At 70.3% G+C, this 18661-nt stretch carries 15 protein-coding genes and 4 pseudogenes; 11 read left to right on the top strand and 8 right to left on the bottom strand.

Annotated features, from left to right (window positions below):
* Window positions 1-61: 61 nt before the first annotated feature.
* From ACH45E_RS16730 to ACH45E_RS16715, 4 genes are all read left to right on the top strand, one after another.
* The gene (locus tag ACH45E_RS16730; RefSeq protein WP_361438271.1) at window positions 62-586 is read left to right on the top strand and encodes a PadR family transcriptional regulator; all 525 of its coding nucleotides are present in this window, start codon (window positions 62-64) and stop codon (window positions 584-586) included.
* Entirely contained in the window at window positions 583-1269 is a 687-nt protein-coding gene (locus ACH45E_RS16725; RefSeq protein ID WP_361438273.1) for an ABC transporter ATP-binding protein, read from the top strand. The genes ACH45E_RS16730 and ACH45E_RS16725 overlap by 4 nt, the downstream gene beginning before the upstream one ends.
* Window positions 1266-3518 carry an FtsX-like permease family protein gene (locus ACH45E_RS16720; RefSeq protein WP_361438275.1) on the top strand — a complete coding sequence of 751 codons (2253 nt, stop codon included), beginning with the start codon at window positions 1266-1268 and terminating at the stop codon, window positions 3516-3518. The genes ACH45E_RS16725 and ACH45E_RS16720 overlap by 4 nt, the downstream gene beginning before the upstream one ends.
* A 369-nt stretch (window positions 3519-3887) precedes the next feature.
* Window positions 3888-5057 carry an acetylhydrolase gene (locus ACH45E_RS16715; protein ID WP_361438277.1) on the top strand — a complete coding sequence of 390 codons (1170 nt, stop codon included), beginning with the start codon at window positions 3888-3890 and terminating at the stop codon, window positions 5055-5057.
* Window positions 5058-5982: 925 nt separating this feature from the next.
* Here ACH45E_RS16715 and ACH45E_RS16710 read toward each other — a convergent pair.
* On the bottom strand, window positions 5983-6384 hold the full coding sequence (locus ACH45E_RS16710; protein WP_361438279.1) for a TraR/DksA C4-type zinc finger protein: 402 nt from the start codon (window positions 6382-6384) through the stop codon (window positions 5983-5985).
* Between the two features lie 353 nt (window positions 6385-6737).
* Between ACH45E_RS16710 and ACH45E_RS16705 the strand changes: the two genes are divergently transcribed.
* The gene (locus ACH45E_RS16705) at window positions 6738-6884 is read left to right on the top strand and encodes a hypothetical protein (RefSeq protein ID WP_399040859.1); all 147 of its coding nucleotides are present in this window, start codon (window positions 6738-6740) and stop codon (window positions 6882-6884) included.
* Here ACH45E_RS16705 and ACH45E_RS16700 read toward each other — a convergent pair.
* On the bottom strand, window positions 6881-7465 hold the full coding sequence (locus ACH45E_RS16700) for a DinB family protein (protein WP_361438281.1): 585 nt from the start codon (window positions 7463-7465) through the stop codon (window positions 6881-6883). The two genes, ACH45E_RS16705 and ACH45E_RS16700, sit on opposite strands and share 4 nt — an antisense overlap.
* Before the next feature lie 183 nt (window positions 7466-7648).
* Between ACH45E_RS16700 and ACH45E_RS16695 the strand changes: the two are divergent.
* Window positions 7649-7944, top strand: a pseudogene (locus ACH45E_RS16695) (transposase); the annotation flags it as partial.
* Between the two features lie 386 nt (window positions 7945-8330).
* On the opposite strand, the gene ACH45E_RS16690 reads toward ACH45E_RS16695, so the two are convergent.
* Entirely contained in the window at window positions 8331-9800 is a 1470-nt protein-coding gene (locus ACH45E_RS16690; RefSeq protein ID WP_361438283.1) for an MFS transporter, read from the bottom strand.
* A 151-nt stretch (window positions 9801-9951) separates the two neighbouring features.
* Here ACH45E_RS16690 and ACH45E_RS16685 point away from each other — a divergent pair, with 151 nt between their 5' ends.
* The 3 genes and pseudogenes from ACH45E_RS16685 to ACH45E_RS16675 all read left to right on the top strand — a co-directional run bounded on the left by ACH45E_RS16685 (window position 9952) and on the right by ACH45E_RS16675 (window position 11544).
* A complete protein-coding gene (locus tag ACH45E_RS16685) occupies window positions 9952-10515 on the top strand; it encodes a TetR/AcrR family transcriptional regulator (RefSeq protein ID WP_361438285.1) in 564 nt (187 codons plus the stop codon).
* A 252-nt stretch (window positions 10516-10767) separates the two neighbouring features.
* Window positions 10768-11102, top strand: a pseudogene (locus tag ACH45E_RS16680) (transposase); the annotation flags it as partial.
* Window positions 11103-11106: 4 nt separating this feature from the next.
* Window positions 11107-11544, top strand: a complete 438-nt coding sequence (locus ACH45E_RS16675) for a hypothetical protein (RefSeq protein ID WP_361438289.1) — start codon at window positions 11107-11109, stop codon at window positions 11542-11544.
* Between the two features lie 64 nt (window positions 11545-11608).
* On the opposite strand, the gene ACH45E_RS16670 is transcribed toward ACH45E_RS16675, so the two are convergent.
* Window positions 11609-11878, bottom strand: coding sequence for a Smr/MutS family protein (locus ACH45E_RS16670; RefSeq protein ID WP_361438291.1), 270 nt, complete (start codon window positions 11876-11878; stop codon window positions 11609-11611).
* A gap of 163 nt (window positions 11879-12041) precedes the next feature.
* On the opposite strand from ACH45E_RS16670, the pseudogene ACH45E_RS16665 reads away from it, so the two are divergent.
* A pseudogene (locus ACH45E_RS16665) lies at window positions 12042-12283 on the top strand (metallophosphoesterase); the annotation flags it as partial.
* A gap of 91 nt (window positions 12284-12374) precedes the next feature.
* Here the strand turns inward: ACH45E_RS16665 and ACH45E_RS16660 are convergent.
* The 4 genes and pseudogenes from ACH45E_RS16660 to ACH45E_RS16645 all read right to left on the bottom strand — a co-directional run bounded on the left by ACH45E_RS16660 (window position 12375) and on the right by ACH45E_RS16645 (window position 16303).
* The gene (locus ACH45E_RS16660) at window positions 12375-12863 is read right to left on the bottom strand and encodes a GNAT family N-acetyltransferase (RefSeq protein WP_361438293.1); all 489 of its coding nucleotides are present in this window, start codon (window positions 12861-12863) and stop codon (window positions 12375-12377) included.
* A gap of 889 nt (window positions 12864-13752) precedes the next feature.
* Window positions 13753-14172, bottom strand: a pseudogene (locus ACH45E_RS16655) (recombinase family protein); the annotation flags it as partial.
* Window positions 14173-14432: 260 nt separating this feature from the next.
* Complete coding sequence (locus ACH45E_RS16650) at window positions 14433-15209, bottom strand: polysaccharide deacetylase family protein (RefSeq protein ID WP_361438295.1); 777 nt, start codon at window positions 15207-15209, stop codon at window positions 14433-14435.
* Window positions 15210-15400: 191 nt separating this feature from the next.
* Entirely contained in the window at window positions 15401-16303 is a 903-nt protein-coding gene (locus ACH45E_RS16645) for a hypothetical protein (protein ID WP_361438297.1), read from the bottom strand.
* 320 nt (window positions 16304-16623) lie between these two features.
* Between ACH45E_RS16645 and ACH45E_RS16640 the strand changes: the two genes are divergently transcribed.
* Entirely contained in the window at window positions 16624-18543 is a 1920-nt protein-coding gene (locus ACH45E_RS16640; RefSeq protein WP_361438299.1) for a hypothetical protein, read from the top strand.
* Window positions 18544-18661: the final 118 nt, after the last annotated feature.

Below are 18661 nucleotides of genomic sequence, written 5' to 3'. Positions count from 1 at the left end.
GACCAGGACACACTCTCAGCAGATATATACTCAGTGTATATCCGCGGTGTATGGTTCTCGCATGAGTGTTCCTCTCACCCTGTTGGGGCTCTTGGAGCGGGAGCCGAGCCACGGCTACGACCTCAAACGCGACTACGACGCCTTCTTCAACCGCGGCAAGCCGCTGCCGTACGGGCAGGTCTACACAACCCTTGGCCGGTTGGCGCGGGACGGGAAGGTCATCGCCGGCGAGGCGGAGCCCGGCGTCGGCCCCGAGCGCAAGCGCTATGTGATCACCGAGGCGGGGGCGACGGAGTTCGAGACCTGGCTCACCGAGCCGGTGGCCCCCGAACCCAATTTGCAGACCGTGCTGTTCACCAAAGTCGTGCTGGCCCTGATGCTCGGCCGCGACGCCCAGCAGTACCTCGACACCCAGCGGGCCGCCCACCTGCAACGGATGCACGAGCTGACGAAGCTGCGCCGCACCGGCCCGATCATCGACGCCCTGCTCGCCGACCACGGCCTGTTCCACCTGGAGGCCGACCTGCGATGGATCGAGCTGACCACGGCCCGGATGGATACGCTGGCGGCGGCGGTGCGCGCGTGACCGCCCTCATCGAGGCCCGCGACCTCACCCTCTCCTTCGGCGAGACCCCCGCCCTGCGCGGAGCCAGCCTGTCCATCGAGGCCGGCGAGGTGTTCGCCGTGATGGGGCCGAGCGGCTCGGGCAAGTCCACCCTGCTGCACTGCCTGGCCGGCATCCTCACCCCCGACTCGGGCGAAGTGCACTTCGACGGACGCCGCATCGACACCCTGAACGAGACCGAGCGCAGCGCCCTGCGCCTCGACACTTTCGGCTTCGTCTTCCAGTTCGGCCAGCTCGTCCCCGAGTTGACCGCTGAGGAGAACGTCGCCCTGCCGCTGCTGTTCTCCGGCGCGCGGAGGGCGGCCGCGCTCGCCGAGGCCCGTCCCTGGTTCGCCAGGCTGGGCCTGGACGGCCTGGAGCGCCGCCGCTCCGGGGAGTTGTCGGGCGGTCAGGCGCAGCGGGTGGCGTTGGCCCGCGGTCTGGTGGCCCGGCCCAAGGTGCTGTTCGCCGACGAGCCGACCGGGGCGCTGGACTCGCTGACCGGCGAGCAGGTGATGGACCTGATGGTGGACGCGGCCCACGAGGAGGGCACCACCATCGTCCTGGTGACCCACGAGCCCCGGGTCGCCGCGCACGCCGACCGGGAGGCCATCGTCCGCGACGGCAGGGCCAGCCTGCTCACGACCGGACGGGTCGCCTCGTGATCGCCTTCGCGCTCCGCCTCGCGGTCAGCGGCGGCCGGGAGGCACTCGCCCGGCTGGCCATGATCGCCGCCGCGGTCGCCATCGGCGTCGGCCTGCTGCTGTCGACCTTCGCCAGCATGAACGCCGTCGAGCGGACGAACCAGCGGCAGGTGTGGCTCGACACCGGCGCCGTCAGCCGTACCGAGCAGGCGTCGGCGGACTCGCTGTGGTGGTGGCCGCACGGCGACTACTACGACGGCAAGTCCCTCACCGAGATCGACGTCGCCGCGACCGGTCCGAACTCGCCCGCCCCGCCCGGCCTGACCCGCCTGCCCGCGCCGGGCGAGTACTACGCCTCACCCGCGCTGGCGAAGCTGATCCGACAGACCCCGGCCGACCAGCTGGGCGACCGTTTCCCGGGGCGCCTCGCCGGCACGATCGGCGACGCCGCCCTGGCCTCCCCCGACTCGCTGATCGCGGTCATCGGCCGTACCCCCGACCAGATCAAGGGCGCACCAGGGGCGAGGGCGGTCACCACCATCGCCAGCACCCGGCCACCCAGCTGCGACAACGCGTGCTGGGACAACGCGGTGCGCGGCGACGCGCTGACGCTCATCTCCTCCGTGGTGGCCGGGGCGTTGATCTTCCCGGTGTTGATCTTCATCGCCACCGCGACCCGCCTGTCCGCCGCCACGCGCGAACAGCGGTACGCGGCGATGCGGCTGGTCGGCGCCACTCCCCGGCAGGTGTCGGTGATCTCGGCGGTGGAGTCCGCGCTGGCGGCGGCCGCCGGGACGGTGGTCGGCTTCGGGCTCTATGCCGCGCTGCGCCCGCTGGTCGCCGCTATTCCGCTCACGGGACAGCAGCGGTTCTTCCTTTCGGATCTGACGCTCAGCGCCCCGCAGGCCCTCGGCGTCGTCGTCGGCGTGCCGGTAACGGCGGCGATCGCGGCGCGCCTCGCGCTGCGCCGGGTCACCATCTCCCCGCTCGGCGTGAGTCGCCGGGTGCCCTCGCGCCCGCCGCGCGCCTGGCGGCTGATCCCGCTGCTGGCGGGCCTGGCCGAACTGGCGTACTTCGTCTTCGTCGGCCGCCGCCCGGCGACCGGGAACGGCCAGACCGCGGCCTACCTCCCCGGCTTCCTGGTGATGATGCTGGGCCTGGTGATCGCCGGGCCGTGGCTGACCATGATCGTCGCCCGGGCGGTCGCCCGGCGCACCCGACGGCCGGCCGCCCTGATCGCGGTGCGCCGGCTCGCCGACGACCCGAAGGCCGGCTTCCGCGCGGTCAGCGGCCTCGTCCTGGCCCTGTTCGTGACCACCGCGACCGTCAGCATCATCGGCACCATCAACGACTACCGCGGCACGCTGGGCGGCGACCGTCAGACCCGGACTGTGGTGGAGGCCAGCAGCGGCGGCGAGGCGCCGCTGGCCGGGGCCGTCCCGGCACGGCTGCTTACCGAGGTGCGCGCGATCCCGGGCGTGCGGGGCGTGGCGGTCGTCCACGCCAACCCTGACGGTGTCGGCACGGTGGTGAACCGGAGAATCCACCCGGGCGATCCGCCTCCGGAGGCGCCGGCACTGGTGACCTGCTCCGACCTGGCGCACACTCCCATGGTGGGCCGCTGCCCGGCCGGCGCGAGCGTCACGGCCGTCGACTTCTACGCGTTCGCCAGCCTGGAGTCGCACCCGAGCCTGCCGTGGCCCGCCGCCGCGATCGGCACCGCAGCCGTCGCCAAGCTGCCCGTACAACTGGTCTACGTGGCCACCGACGGGTCGACAGCCGCCATGGAACGCGTACGGACCCTGCTCACCACCGCCTACCCGCACCAACAGGTCCGCACGGTGGGTGACTGGGGCACCGACTTGCAGCAGGAGCTGGCCGGTTGGCGGCAACTGGCCGACGTGGTGCTGCTGACCACCCTGCCGATCGCAGGCTGCAGCCTGGCGGTGAGCGTGGTTGCGGGCCTGTCGGATCGCCGGCGCCCGTTCGCTTTGCTGCGGCTCACCGGCGCGCCGCTGCGGGTGCTGCAGCGGGTGATCGGATTGGAGAGCACACTGCCGCTGCTGGCGGTGGCCGCGATCTCGATCGGTTCGGCCTTCGCCGCATCGGCCCTGTTTTTGAAATCGCAGATGCGCTACGACCTGGTGTCGCCGGGCGCGGCGTACTACGCGCTCGTCGCTCTCGGCCTCGTCGCCTCGCTGGGCATCATCGCCTCGACTCTCCCCCTGCTCAAACGCATCACCGGCCCAGAGGCCGCCCGCAACGGCTGACCCGCCAACTCCCCGCTACAGCCCCGGACATCCTTCTGATCGGCGCCTCGGGCTGTTGGAGCTCTTCGCAACACGACAGCGGTTGTCTCCGAATCCACAGCCAGGAGCCTTGACGATGTACATGCCTTCGGACCGTCCGTCCCCGTGTCGGGAATCCCGGCCCGATCAAGGCAGCGCCCTGCGGTGAACCTCGTCGAAGAGGTCTTCCTTCCGAGCGCCCGCCACGTTCAGGAGGAGCGACAGCGTCCGGAGTGGATGCGCGACGACGAGGCCCCACACCAGATCCACGGGCTGCGGGCCCGGTTCCGACCAAGAAACCCATATTCGGGAGGATTCATGACCGTCACGGCGTCCGACAGCCAAAAACCAATGACGCGCCGTCGCATGCTCGGGGCCGCGCTGACCGCTGGAATCGGGACTGCCCTGCCGCTCGGCGTCGCATCCCGTGCGTGGGCGGCTCCGACCGCCTCCACCCCGGTGCAACTCACCCTGCCCCCGCCCACCGGACCGCACCCGGTGGGCACGGTGCCGCTCCACCTCGTCGACACCTCACGTCCGGATCCCGTCGCCGGCCCGGGGCATCACCGCGAGTTGATGGCCAGCGTCTGGTACCCCGCCCGCAGGGCGGAGAACCTGCCGGACGCCCCCTGGATGGCCGAGGGCGCGCTGCGGGCGTTCCTGACGGACGCCGGCTTCCCCCTCGATCCCGCCCTCGGCCCGCTCACCGCCGGGCACGTGGGCGCGCCCGTGCACCGTACGGGCCACCGCCTGCCCGTCATCGTGTACTCGCACGGCTCGGGCAGCCATCGCAGCGACCACACCATCATGGTCCAGGAACTCGCCAGTCACGGCTATGCCGTGGTCACCGTCGACCACACCTACGACACGTTCACCGAGTTCCCCGACGGCCGCGTGCTCACCCCGGGCGACGTCCCGATGTACCCGAGGGACTTCGCCGCGGACCTCCGGTTCCTGCTCGACTGCGTGGAGGAACTCGCCGCCAGCCGCAACCCCGACGTCGACGGCAAGCCACTGCCCCCCGGCCTGCTCGGCGCCCTCGACCCGCGGTGCATCGGCGCGTTCGGCTGGTCGAAGGGCGGCACCGCCACCGCGCTCACCATGCTCGCCGACCGGCGCGTCCGCGCCGGACTCAGCATCGACGGCCCGATGCAGCCGACCATCACCGCCGACCTGGACCGGCCGTTCATGATGATGACCGCCGTGTTCGCCCGGGCCGCCATGCCGGACGTCGCCGAGTTCTGGACGCACCTTCGCGGCTGGCGGCTTGACATCCAGGCCGACGGGGCCATCCACAACTCATACGGCGACAACGCGACGCTGATCCCGCAAGCGGGCAAGATCCTCGGCATGACCGACCAGCAGATCCAGGACTGGATCGGCACCCTCGACCCGGCCCGGTCGGTACGGATCCAACAGGCCTACCCGCTCGCCTTCTTCGACCTGCACCTGCAGCACCGCCCAGGGCATCTGCTCGACGGCCCGAGCGCGGCCTTCCCAGAGGTGCAGTTCCTTCCATGAAGCCGTGGGCCGCGGCGTTCACGTCCCGCGCCGCGGTCCGCGCGCCCCGGTGGCGAAGAGCTGCGGTGAGAATCTCTTGCCGTCCCCGCCGAGCAGAACCCCGTCCGGAAACCTTCCCAGCAGCTCTCCCTGGTCAGGCGCCCGCAGCACCAGCCTCGGCACGTGGACGCGGGAACTCGTCCCACACCCGTCCGTCCAGCAACCGACCCGCGGCCTTCTTACCCACACACCGCATCTCGACGCGGTGACCAGCGTCGTTCACCGGCTCGTCGACCAGGACGGATCCGTGCTCGGCCGCGCACCTCCGGCGGTCTCTGCTGCGGCCCGCGCGGAAGCCGCAGCAACCTCGGCGTGCCAGTCGGCGTCGCGCTGGACACGTTCCCTTTCAGCTCGATCGGCACCGGCCGCACAAACCGAGGGTCTGCACCGGCCGCCCGCACAGATTGCCTCCGTGCCCCGGGCAGGTCCCGTCGTTCGGCGGAGCGCCCTCGACCTCAGAGTGCGCGGCAGCCATCTCGTCGCATGCCCGGCACACCCCACCGTCCCGGAGCAGGTGCCCGCAACCCCCCGTACAGGCCGGCCACCCCTGGCACCCACCGCATACGGCGCCGCCGGGAGAGTCGGTTCCGCACTTCGGGCATTCGCCGCGCACCCGCCCATGCAGTGCCTGCACCACGGTGCGGTCCGCGGCATGTGGCGGGCCGGCTGCTGTGGCCTCGCGGGTCGACTGGCCTGGCAGCATCGTCGCCCGGGCGCACACCGGCAGCGCACTGATCCCAGCGGAGATCACTCGCCTGGGCTCCTACGGGCTGGCCCGTAGGATTCTGGTCTGCGGGGCCGCCTCAGCACCTTTCAGTCACTGCGGGCAACCAAAGGTAGCGGCGAGGTTTCGGAACCGTCGTTGAATGCCAGACACCGGCTGGCGTCAAGCGCGGCGTGGGTCGGGCCGGGCGCAGTGGACACAGGTGGTCGCTGCCGGACGGATCTCCAGGCGTTCAGGCGGAATCGTTCCGCCGCAGACTTCGCACTGCCCGTACTCGCCCCGTTCGAGTCGTTCCAGTGCCCGGTCCAGTTCTTCCAGGTGCCCGCGCGCCTGCGCCATCAGGGCGACAACGTGAGCTCGCTCGAAGGCGGTTGTGCCCCCTTCGGGGTCGTGCTCGTCGTCTACCGCGACCAAGGCGTTCGACGCGACAATCCCGTCGAAGTCGCGGCTCAGTGCTGCCGCCCGAGCGAGGGTGTCCGCGCGGTCGGCCGCGAGGCGGGTGCGGGCGGCCGAGAAGGGAGACGGGCCGGACTCATCGTGGCCCTGCTGGGATACATGGCCCATGCTGGGACAACGCTGATTCATGATTCCCGATTCCCCCTCCGCACCTCGCTGCTCTTCAGCTTTGGGAGGTGGCGCTGGGGATTCGCTTCCTGTTGAAGGAACTGCTCCGTCAGCAGGATGTCACGTTGTCAGTCGGTCGATCTCCGAGCGCGAAACTGCTGTCGTGGGGAGCACCACCGGCAGTCGGGGTTGGTGCGGCAGTTGATGAGGTCCCGTGCGCGGGCCCGCAAGGAGCAGGACATCGGGCAACGCCTGCCGAGGGCCTGCCGGTTCAGTCGTCGGCCGCGGCGCTGTCGGACGAGCGGCGGGAGCAGCTGTCGGACATCGAGCCGGCGTGGTGCCCGGTCCGGCCCGTGGAGTGGCAGCGTGCTGTCCACCTCGTCCGGCTCCACCTGGAGGCCGGCCGCAGGCTGCCGACCAACCGCGGTGATGTAGCGCACCAGGACGAGGACCTTGGCAGGTGGGCGCGCGCGGTCCGGCTCGGCTGGGACAACCTCTAAGCCTTTATTGGTGCGGCCGACCTGGCGGCCTGCTCGATCGTCGCGCAGTAGGCTGCACGGGCTTCCTCGTCGATCTGATTCTCGTGTTCCGCGCGCAGCCCGGTCCGGCCGTCGACGCTCTCGCGCAGGATATCGGCGTGCCCGGCATGCCGGATGGACTCGCCGAGGACATGGACCATGATGGCGAACAGGTTCGTGTCGGCATAAGGCTCCGGCCACCACGGCACGTGGCCGGGGGCGTCGAGGGGAAGCTCGTTGATCGTCGCGTTCGAGTGTTCCCACGTGCGCCGGTAGAACCCGATGATCTGATCGCGAGTCTCGTCGTCGGTCGCCCATAGATCGCTGCCGTTGGAGTCCTGCCATCGGGGCAGCGGTTCCGGGGAAGGGCGGTCGAAGACCTCACCGAAGTACCTGGCCTCGACGGTGGCCACGTGTTTGACCAGGCCAAGGAGGTTGGTCCCGGTCGCTGTCAGAGGTCGGCGGGCGTCGTATTCGGACAAGCCGTCGAGTTTCCAGAGCAGCGCCTTGCGGTCCCGCCGCAGTCTCCCGTGCAGGTTGTCCTTCGCGAATTCATCGATCATGCGGCATGAGCCTGCCATGGGCTGCTCGTGGTCTCAAGATCCCCTACGTGGTCCGCGACGATTGGCAGAGCCGAGTCCTGGCCATGGCCGCGGCCGCGGCCCTGACATGCTACAAGCAGCTCGCGAAACTTGAGCGAGGACGCGGCGACGGAGCGGTTCCTGGAGTTCCAGGAAGCGTGGGGCCAGAAGTATCCGGCGATCGTGAAGCTGTGGTCGGATGCCTGGGCCGAGTTCGTGCCGTTCCTGTCCTTCGACGTCGAGATCCGCAAGGTCATCTGCAGCACGAATGCGATCGAGAGCGTCAACGCCCGCATTCGCAAGGCCGTCCGCGCCCGTGGACACTTTCCCAACGAGGCCGCCGCGTTGAAGTGCATCTACATGGCGTGATGAGCCTGGCCCCGACAGGGAAGGGCCGCAAGCGGTGGACCATGGGCTGGAAGGCACCCCTCGACGCGTTCCAGATCGCCTTCGAGGGCCGCCTGACCCCAAACAACAACTACCACTCAACAACCACAATCAGACGGTGTGGCCGACCTCGAGGGAGGCGGTGGCGAAGACGCGGCCGAGGCCGCCGCTCACGCCGGCGATGAGAAGCGTGCGGGACATGTTTCTCTCCGTTGGAATCGGAAGTGTCAGACGGTGGAGCGCATGAGCCCGTCGAGTGCAGTGCGCGCGAGCTTCTCGGTGTGCTCGTCCTCGAGGCCGTAGTGGCCGGTGAGCCTGCGGAAGACGAGTGGCCCGAGAGGGTGTCGATGACGTCGTCCACGTCGGTCTCGGGCGAGGCGTCACCACCGTAGACGGCGCGTTGCCACAGGGGCGCGACGGCCCCCGGCGGGACGTCTCCCGCCCATGGTCGGTGTCGCCGTCAACGGCTGTCCGCGGGTGCCTCGTTCGAGGTGGTGACCGCATCTGGATCGATGGAACGGTGCGGCACCGCGGACCCTTCCGCGGGCTTGGACCTCGTCAGCCACAGGCCGGTGCACACGGCGGTGACCAAAGTGACGGTGCCTGCAGCGAGGAAGGCGCTGTTGAGGCCGGCTTCGAAGGAGGCGCCGCCGGATTGCCGGGTGCGGACGACGGCTCCGAGCAGCGCTACGCCGAGCACCGCGCCGATCTGCCGGGTGATGCTGCTGATGCCTGAAGCGAGGCCGCCTTCCTGCGGGCTGACTGCTTGGATGGCGGCTCCCGTCAGTGGGGACATGGCCAGGGCGAAGCCGATGCCGACGACTCCCAGCCGCCACCACACGTTCCCGTAGCCGGTGTCGGCATGCACCATCCCGAGCGCCAGCAGTCCCAGACCGGCCAGGGCCAGACCGGTGGTGACCACGATTCGGAAACCGTACCGGGCGGCCAGCCGGCCCGCGTACGGGCTGACGATCACCATGGCGAGGGACACCGGCAGGGTCTGCAGTCCGGCGCGCAGGATCGAACTGCCCTGGACGTACACGAAGAACTGGGAGAAGAAGAACGACGAACCCATGAGCGCGAACCCCACCACGACCATGGCGGTGTTGGACACGGTGAACAGCCGCTGCCGGAACAGCCGCAGCGGCAGCATCGGAGCGGAACGACGCGCTTCGACGGCGACGAAGGCGGCGAGGAGGATCACCGCGGCGGTGAAGCTGCCCAGGATGACCGGTGAGGTCCAGCCGCGGGCACCACCCTCGATCAACCCGTAGGTCAGTACCCCCACCGCCAGAACGGACAGCACCGTGCCCGGGATGTCGATCGCGGGGGCACTCGGATTGCGGGACTCGCCGAGGTGGCGCAGGCCGACCAGCAGCAGGACCACGCCGATGGGCAGATTGACCAGGAAGATGGCGGGCCAGCCGAAGGCATCCGTCAGCACGCCGCCGGCCACGGGGCCCGCGGCCAGACCGATTCCGCTGAATCCGGCCCACAGCCCGATCGCCTTCATTCGTTCCTGCGGCACGGGATAGGCGGCGGCGAGCAGGGCAAGCGAGGCAGGGCTCAGCGCCGCGGCCCCGATGCCCTGCAGCACCCGGCCGACGACCAGCCAGCCGAGCGAGGGCGCGACGCTGCACAGCGCCGACGCGGCAGTGAACACCGCCACGCCGGTCAGGTACACCCTCTTGCGGCCGAACCGGTCGGCGAAGACACCACCGGACAGCAGCAGCATGGCGACCAGCAGCACATACGCGTCGACGATCCATTGCAGACCGGTCAGCTGAGTGTGCAGCCGGTGCTGCATATCGGGCAGCGTCGCCCCGACGATCGTGTTGTCGAGCAGGACCATGAACTGGCCCAGGCAGGTCACCGGGAGCAGCACGGCCCGGTTCGGTCGTCTGCCTACGACCGCATGCGATGCAGCCATGGGGATTCCTCTCAATCGTCGGTTGCGCCTGGCCACGGTCGACGCGGGTGGCGATGCACTCCACGCCTTAACACAGTCGTTGGCTGCGTTAAGTGACTGTAAGACGGGTCGTCTCACAAACGCAAGTCAGGGCTGCGTTAAGGTGGGACGCGTGAACGAACGACAGCGAGCCCGGCGGCCCGGCGGGCGCAGCGCCCGAGTCGGCGCGCAGGTGCACCAGGCCGTCACCGACCTGATCAAAGAGCGCGGCTACGGCAACTTCACCGTCGGCGAGGTCGCAGCCCGCGCGGGCGTGGCCGACAGCAGCATCTACCGCCGGTGGGGCAGCCTGGAGGCCCTGCTCACCGATGTGGCACTCAGCCGCCTCAACGCGCAGTCGCCGATGCCCGACACCGGCAGCCTGGACGGCGACCTGCGCACGTACGCGGCCCAAGTGGCCCGCGAGATCACCGGACCCGACGGCCCGGCGGTATTGCACCTGGCCGTCGCCCTGTCCAGCGGCGGTCAGCAGGGCCTGCAGGCTGGTGACGACCTCCGTGCCGAACGCACACGGCAACTGCAGTCCATGCTGGATCGCGCCCGCGAACGTGGCGAAGACGCACCCGACGCATTCGACGTGCTGGACCACATCCTCGCCCCGATGTACATCCGCGTCCTGTTCGGCATGGGGCTCACCCCGGACTACGTCGACGGGCTGGTCGACCGATTGCTGTGACCTCGACCCGGCCCCGGGATCAGCCCTCGGACGCGGTGCCAGGGATTCGCGGTGCCAGGGCTATGAGGTGCTCTACTACGTGCGATCCCACCTCAGGCATCCGGCCCTCGGCTGGCTCACACGGCCTGGCCGAAGCCGTCGGTCGGCGGGCCGTCGCTGCGGAGCGGGCGGCCGTCCGCCGCCGCGACCTGCGGGCCAGCGGACGGAGTTTCTCAGCCATTGGGAAGCGATCAAACCGGTCTATGAGCTCCCCTGATCAACCAGCGTGCGGCCGAAGCCACGGACCGCCAGATCGCCGGCCACTGGGAGGGCGACCTCATCGTCGGCCAGGGCAACTGCTCAGCCATCGGCACCCTGGTCGAACGCCCACCCGCTACGTCAAGCTCCTGCACGTGCACCTGCCCGGCGGACGGGGAGCCGAGCACGTCCGCGACACCCTCCTGCACGCCTTCGTCAAGGACTTGTCGATCTACAGCGCCGAATACGTGGCCTACGTAGCCGCCGGACTCAACGACCGCCCCCGCAAGATCCTCGGCCGGCGGACACCCGCCGGGCTCTTCACTGAGCTCGTCGCAACACTGGAGTGATCACGTGTTGCGACGCTCGCTGGAATCCGCCCTGGCGCCGTGGGCCTCGCTGATGTTCAGGGTGTGGTTGGCGCAGCCACGCCCCGCCGTCCAGCCAGGCAACCGCGGCCGGTTCGATACGGCGGCCGTCGTCGAGCGTGACGGCCGGGTATCCCTGCCAGTCGAGCGCGTCGACCGCCCGGGCGAGGGTGTCGGGGTAGGCGCGGTAGACGTGGTGGGCAGCAGCGGTCTCGGCGTCCTGGCGCTGCTCGGTCTCTTCGGGCCCCGTGTCGTCGGCGGCGAGTTCAAGCAGGACCGCGAGTGGGCTGTCGGCGCGTACGGGCGGGTGCGGGAGACGGTGGTCATGACGTCCTTCCGGCCGTGGTGGCGGCGTGGGTGCGGCGGCGGACGCGTGGGGCGATGGCGAGTAGCTCGTAGTTGTGCTGCTGCTGTTCTTCCGTAGCTGTCGCCCAGCGCCGACCACCTGCTGCCTGGCGACCGGGCCAGTCACCCCAAGGGCCCCGAACCTACGCGCGAGAGACCTCAGGGGTGGGCGCGAAGTGGACCAGGATCCGGCCCGTGTTGGCCGAGTCGATCTCCACACGGTCGTACAGCTTCCTGATGTGCTTCTGGCCGAGGAACGCGAGGACGCGTCCCTTGAGCTGTCCGGTGCCCTTTCCGTGAATGATCTGCACGACGGGCTCCCCTGTGCGTTTCGCCTGGAAGACGATCTGCCGCAGCGAGAGTTCGATGTCGCGGTTGTTCCGGAAGATCGGGTGCAAATCCAATGTCAGCAAGGCGTAACCTCCCGCTGCCGCCACTTGCGACGACCGGTCCGAGTGTGTCATGCGACATCCTGCCAGGACCCCGCCCAGGGCAGATCCGTCGTCGTCACTGACGACCGCAACGACCGCGTGGCAGCCTGCTGATACTGCTCCGCGCCGTGGGCCATCAAGCAGTACCTGGTCCGTCGTGCTCGGCGTCCGCTGCGGCTCGCCCTGACCGGCGTCGGCGACGGCCAGGACCGGGCCCGACTCGTCACCTGGGCCGTCCTCGGCGCAGCCACCGTGCTGCTCGCCTGGGGGTACCCCGAAGCCCGCGGGGTACCACGGGTACGCCGCCTGGACGTGCGACTCCCGCAACTGGGTGCTGGGTTGGACGGAATCCGTGTCGTCCTCATCACCGACACCCACTACGGCCCAGACGGCGCGCACGGAGCGCGCGGATCCAGCGGCTCCTGCCTGCCGGTCACCATGCAGGCGAAGCCGGTGCCCTGCCAACCGGCACACCGCGTCATTCCGAAGGAATGCGAAACTCGAATTCGGGACGGTCCCACGGCACGGCGGGCGGGTTCGCGAACGCGGTCCCGATCCGCACTGCACCGACGCGGTGGTAGAAGTCCTCGGCGGGAAGATGCGACACGACCTTGACACGGTCGAGCCCGGCGGCACGGGCCTCGGACTGCATGTGCGCGACGAGCAGCCGTCCAATACCCCGTCCCTGCGCTTCGTCGGCGACGAACAGCAGGTCGAGCTCCGGTGGAGCGAGGACGAGCGAGTAGAACCCGAGGACCCGGCCTCCGTGCTCGTCGGCGCCGACGGCTACGAAGGCGCGGTGGGCCTCGATGTAGTCAGGACCGACCCGGTAGCCCGCGACTGCGGCTGCGTACTTACCCTCGTAGGCGCCTGAGCCGCGCACGAGCCGCGTGAGCCGTTTGGCATCCCGCGCGACGGCCCTCCGTATCGTGATCGACTGGCTGATCGGGGAAGTGCGTGAACTCATCGGGAGAGTATTTCGCACCCGGGGGGTGCCTTGCTGCGGCGGGTCGGCTGCTCGGGCAGGCGTTCCTGCACCGCTCCCGGAACCGCTCGCCCCCTCGGCAACGAGGTGGACCCGGACTTCATCCGCACGTCCTGGTTCATCCCCAGCATCAGCGCCGTCGACGTCTGCCCTCTGCGCAAGCCGCAACGAAGGACACACCACCATGACCGAAGAACTCGGCGCATGGTCGTGAACGAGATCATGAGCCGCGGCTGACCACCGGGGTGGGCGGGCCACAACGCCGAAACCCGCCCACCCCCAGGTTGTTCTCCGCGCTTGGAGGGCGGCGGTGTCGGCGTGTGCCTGGTGGACGGCATCGGGTGCGGCAGTAGCGTGACAAGCCGTCAGGCCGTGAGGAGCAACGAGAACTGCTCTCCGGGGGCGTCGCGCAGGAGAAAGGGGTGAAGACCGGCCCGAAGAGATCGCAGGCCGCCAGCATCAGGCCGCTCCAGACCTTCCCGGGATGCCCGCAGGCCGCCCTGTGCTGCTGATGGCACTGCGGGCGCCCGGTGTCGTTCCGGGCGGCGGGAGCGGAAGCCTCCCGGTCTCGGCCATCCTCGTTGCTCCAGGCACCTAACGGCCGGGCTCCTCGGGCGTCAAGCAGGCCCGTGAGGAGGATCGGGCCGGATTTCGGCGGTAGCGGTCAGCCGGTGGTGAGCCGGCTCGGGATGCGCCCGGAGGCGCGGAGTTCCTACAGGTCGGGGATGTGGTTGTAAAGGGTGCCGGGACTGGCACCGAGGAGCTCGGCGATCGAGGTGATCGAGTTCTCGGGGATGGGCAGCATGTCGCGGGCGGCCCGGATGATCTCGGGCGTGACGACGGTGGGTCGTTCGCCGACCCGGTCGCGGGCCCGGGCGGCGTCCAGGCCCTCGCGAGTGCCGGAGACGACGAGCTCGCGGATGAACTCGGCGGGCGCGGCGAAGACGTGGGAGACCAGGCGGCCGCCAGCGGTGGCGGTGTCCAGTCGATCGTGCAGCGAGCAGAAACCGATGGTTCGTCGAAGACCAGCGGCCCGGACCGCGGATGAGCTCCGTGGTCCGGGCCGGGTACGACTGGTGTCGGCTGACTCGGGGATCCGAGGGTCAGAGGGTGCCGCCGCCGTCGTAAACGACGCGGGGTTTTCCGTTGTAGGAGGCGGCGGGGCCGTGGAGGCTGGTGGCGGCGGGGCTGAACTGGGTGTCGGTGTCCCAGCCGGTTCCGTTGAACCTGCTCCAGTACGGCTTGGCCTCAGCGAGCTGCGGCGGACGCAGTAGAGCTGGTTTTCGTGCACGGCGAGGGCCGGGGCGGTGACGCTCCTGTGGGTGCCGAACTTGCGGTGGTCGCCGATGAAGCCGTCGAAAGCGCCGCCGATGGTGCGCCACCACAGTTCTTCGGTGCACAGGTCGCGGTAGGCGCAGTAGAGCTACCCCCACGACCGGCCACACCTGAAATGGGGTGCCGAATGAGTCACCGGAGTTCGGCGGAACCGGTGGCCGCCGCTCCCGTGGTGGCGAGGGGCCCAAGGAAGCGGACGCTTCGCACGTCAGTCACTCACTTGTAGATCTTGCCGGGCTTGGCCTTGGCCGGAGCAAGCAGCTGGGAGACGGTCACGAAGGTGTAGCCCTGCTTGCTGAGCGCCTTCAGGATGGAAGGCATGGCCGGCACGGTGCCCTTGTGCAGCGGGTGGAGCAGGATGATCCCGTCGCGGTCGGCGCCCGCGAGCACGCGCTTGGTGATCAGCGCGGAGTCGTCCGTCTCGTAGTCCTTCGCGGTCACCGTCCACAGCACCTGCGCCATCCCCAGTTCTTTCGACACCTTGGAGACGCGGTCGTCGGTGCGGCCCTGGGGCGGGCGCATCAGTGTCGGCTCGCTGCCGGTGATGCTGGAGATGGCCCGTGCCGTGCGGCGCAGCTCGTCGCGGATCTGCGCATCAGAGACATCGGGCAGCACCGCGTGCGTCCAGGTGTGGTCCCCGATCTCGTGGCCGTCCTTGGCGATCCGCCGCACCACATCCGGGAACTTGTGGATGCGCCGGCCCTCGAGGAAGAACGTCGACGGCGCCTTGTACTCCTTCAGGAGGTCCATCAGCCGGTCGGTGGGTTCGCCCGGGTTGCCGTCGAAGGTGAGCGCGATGCACTTGACCTTCCGGCAGTCCACCTGCCCCGACGGTACGCCTGCTCCAGACGCGGCCCGGTCACGTTCCTCGCGCGGGGAGAGCGTCTCCATCTTGTTCGCCTGGATGACCATGACGACGGTAACCGTCACGGCCGCCACCACAGCCAGGGTCAGGAGTATGAGTAGGCGAGGCCGCCTCTTCAAAATCTTCACCCCAAGGAGAAGATTTCAGCGCCGGAAGGGTTGCCCAGCGGCCTCGATAGTGAGGCAGGACACGTGTGTGCAGCGCGTTTCAAGTGAGCTGCGGCGCCACCTCGGCTGCGATCCGCTTCAGCGCCTCTCCGACCTGCTCGGCCGCCGACAGTGGCACTGGCCTGCCCACCGGTCCGCCACGCCGACCGAGGTCACCGTGGGCCGCTGGGGCAGCCGCCGTCCCATTCCGAGCTGTCGATAGTCAGCAGCAGGTGCATCGGTGTCGCGCAGGTCCGGCAGTTCACGGGGGACGGGTCGGTGGCGTGCCAGGAGGCGAACCCGCCGACACGCCAGCCCGGTGGGATGGACAGGTCGTACTGATAGCCCACCGGCGCGGCGGCATCGTCGCCCTCCGACTGCTCGGCCGCCTCCTCCAGCGCTTCTTCCCAGTCGTCGATCCGGGCGCACAGGTCCTCCGGCAGTAGGCCGGCGAACGGGTAGGTGACCACCTGTTCCGGGTGCAGCACGCACGGTTCGGGCATGTACCCCTCGGAGCCGACGACCTGCGGCTGTGGCGGTGAGGTCTGCACCTCCCTGACTTCCCACGACCGGCGCCAGCGCAGATCGAGCAGCATGCCGTGGCCGGTCGGGCCGTGGGCGTCGAACGGGCACCAGAACACCTGAAGCAGATCGCAGTCGTCCGGCCCGGCCGGCAGGTCGGGGATGTCCCTCCTGTAGAGCTGCGCAAGGCCGATCAGTGGCAGTGGGTCGGTTGCAGCAGCCTCTGACACGCGGTGTTTCTGGCGTAGTTGCTCCAGCAGCCGCCGTTCTTCGTCCGTGGGGCCGGGGTTCGGTTCACGGAGCCATGCGGAAGCCAGAATGTGCCGCTGTCGGTGGATGTCCGCCGGGCGCCGGCCACGCGCGTGGCTGTGGGGCTCGGTGCACACCGGCCAGGGTTCGTTCGTCGGCCACAGCAGCGGACCGCCCACGGAACTGTCCGCCGCGTCCGGTACGCCGGGGCGCGGGTGGAGCCGGGTGGTGGTGCCCCGGTAGGTCGCCAGCTCCGGGAAGAGCGCCTCGACATCGAGCGGGCGCTGCGGTGTGGTCCTCGACATGCATGTGACCTTAGACAGCCGTCTGCCGCAATGATGCAACGCCCCCGAGGGTGGCTACGACATCGTGCGGCCCCGGCATGACGACTCGAAGCGGCCCCGTTTCGTGAGGATCCATGGCGGCTCGAAGCGGTCCCCGTGGCCGGCATGGGCAGGTCTCTGCCGCAGCCTGACAAAACTGCATGCTCAAGTGGGGCCGGTTCGAGCCGCCCGGGTGGGACCGCCGTTCGACGTCGCAGGCAATGACGTGCGCGCGGGTGAGGGCCGGTTGGGCCTGGGCTGAGGACCTTGTCCCACCGCGAGTCGGCGGGGATCATGACCGCGTGCAACACCGAGAGGAATTCCACGAACTACTGGCACGCGCCGGACTCACGGTCGTCGAGGACGTGCGCCCGGGCAGCCTGTTCCCGCCGGAGGCCGGCTGGCGGATCGCGCGGGGGATCGCGGCGCCGGACGGCGTGGCCCGGGAAGCGCTCGATGCCGCGTGGTGGCGCCGTCTTTGCGATGCCGACGGTGAGTTCCTGGTGGCCGTCCTCGGGCACCGGATCGGCGGCAACGACGCCTGGTGGACCCGGGTCCGGCACGTCGGGAGCGGCGTGCCGGAGTTGACCGGCGACCCCGGGTTCGTGGCGCTCTCCCTCGACGGGCAGGTGCTGCTGACGGAGGTGCCCGGCGCGGGCGGGCCTCGGGTGACGGCACTCGACCGACTGGCGGAGCGGCTGGAGGAGGCCGCCGCGGCCGCCGGGCGCGAAACGGAGGTCGAGCGCACCGAGGTGTGGGCGGCGGTGCCCGGTCGACGTGCGTGGCCTCTGCACTGGGCGGAGGGAATCGGGTCCAATCCGGCCGCGACGGACGAACTGCTGATCCGGTTGCTGGATGTGGAGGAGGGCTTCCTGCACGGATGCGACCGGCCCGCCGTCCTCGACGCCGCCGTGGCGCACCCCGATCCGCGGGTGCGGTCAAGGCCCGCCGACACCTTCCGGCCCAAGCTCACGTCCGCTCAGTGGGTACGCCTGGTCCGCGCCGAGCCGTCGCCGAATCGGCGCGTGCTCTGGGCGGAGCGCGCCTGCATCTGGGGCGCCGAGCTCCCTGAGGACCTGTACGACGACCTCCTCGCCGGCCCGTCCCGCGCGCGAGCCGCCGAACTCCCAGGGCTTTCCGCACAGCACCTCCCTGGCCTCGCGGTCGACCCCGATCCCCGGGTGCGGGCGGCGGCCTGTGCCCGGTGGGAGGACCTCGCTGCGCCGCTGCGGGAGCAGTTGCTGGCCGACACCGACTACACGGTGCGAACGGCTGCGCTGCTCGCCCACCACACCGGCGAACCCATGCCTCGAGAGGTTTTCGCCGCCCTGCCCGACCCGCGGCGGGCGCTCGGACGGTGCCGCCTCGCGCCCGAACTGGAAGCGGAGCTGGTCCGGGACGGGGACGCGGAGGTACGTCGGGCGCTGGCCGCCAACCCGGGCCTGGGCGCGCACGGCGTCGCCGTGCTGACGGAGGACCCGCAGGACGACATCCGTTCCGCGGTGGCGCTGCGCCCCGACCTCACCGAGGAGCAACGTGCCGCGGTGCGCCACGCCTTCGACCCGACGTCGATGTCGCACACCCTGCCCTGGGTCGAGGACCTGCACGGCGACGCCGACGCGATGCGCCGTCTCGCCGCGTCGTCCCACCCGCTGGTCCGCCGCAGTGTGGCCCGCGCCAGGCACCTCCCGCCGGATGTCGTGGCGCGCCTGGCGCGGGACGAGGACCGGGTGGTCCGCCTGTTCCTCGCCGAATCGTGCGAGGACGCGCCGGCCGGCATGCTGCTGGAGGTCTGGCGCTGGTGGGACGGCAGCTTCAGCCACCCCGACCGGCCCCGCAGCCACCCCAACTTCCCCTGTACGGGCCTGCTGCGCTACATCGCCGACCCCAGCGGGCGGATGCGCCGCCTGGCACTGGACGATCCGGAGTCGACACCGGCCGACGTCGCACGCCTGGCCCGGGATCCCGAAGCCGAGGTGCGCCGCCGCGCGGCTGAGGACCCCCGGCTGTCACCGGCCGACGCGGTGCGGCTGCTGAACGACCCGGAGGCCCACGTCCGCGGCACCGCGGTACGCAATCCGCGGCTGCCGGCCCGCGTCCTGGCCGGGCTGCTGCACGACCGCGACACGGCATGCGCAGCGGTCACCAACCCGGCGATCCCGGTCCCCGTCCTGCACCGCATCCTTACCGCGGCCGCGGCAGCCGTGTCGGCCCCGCCCTGAACACCGGCACCCCGCACGGAGGCCGTGGCGGGCCGACGCTGAACTCCGGTACGCCATACCGGAAAAGACCGACAGCCGGGCCGCCCATCTGGGCGAGGGGTCACGCGGTGGACGGCCA

This window comes from Streptomyces sp. NPDC020299, from assembly GCF_044387825.1.
Taxonomy (GTDB): domain Bacteria; phylum Actinomycetota; class Actinomycetes; order Streptomycetales; family Streptomycetaceae; genus Streptomyces.
Note: the sequence above shows the minus strand (reverse complement) of the source record. Positions and strands in the feature narration are given on the sequence as shown.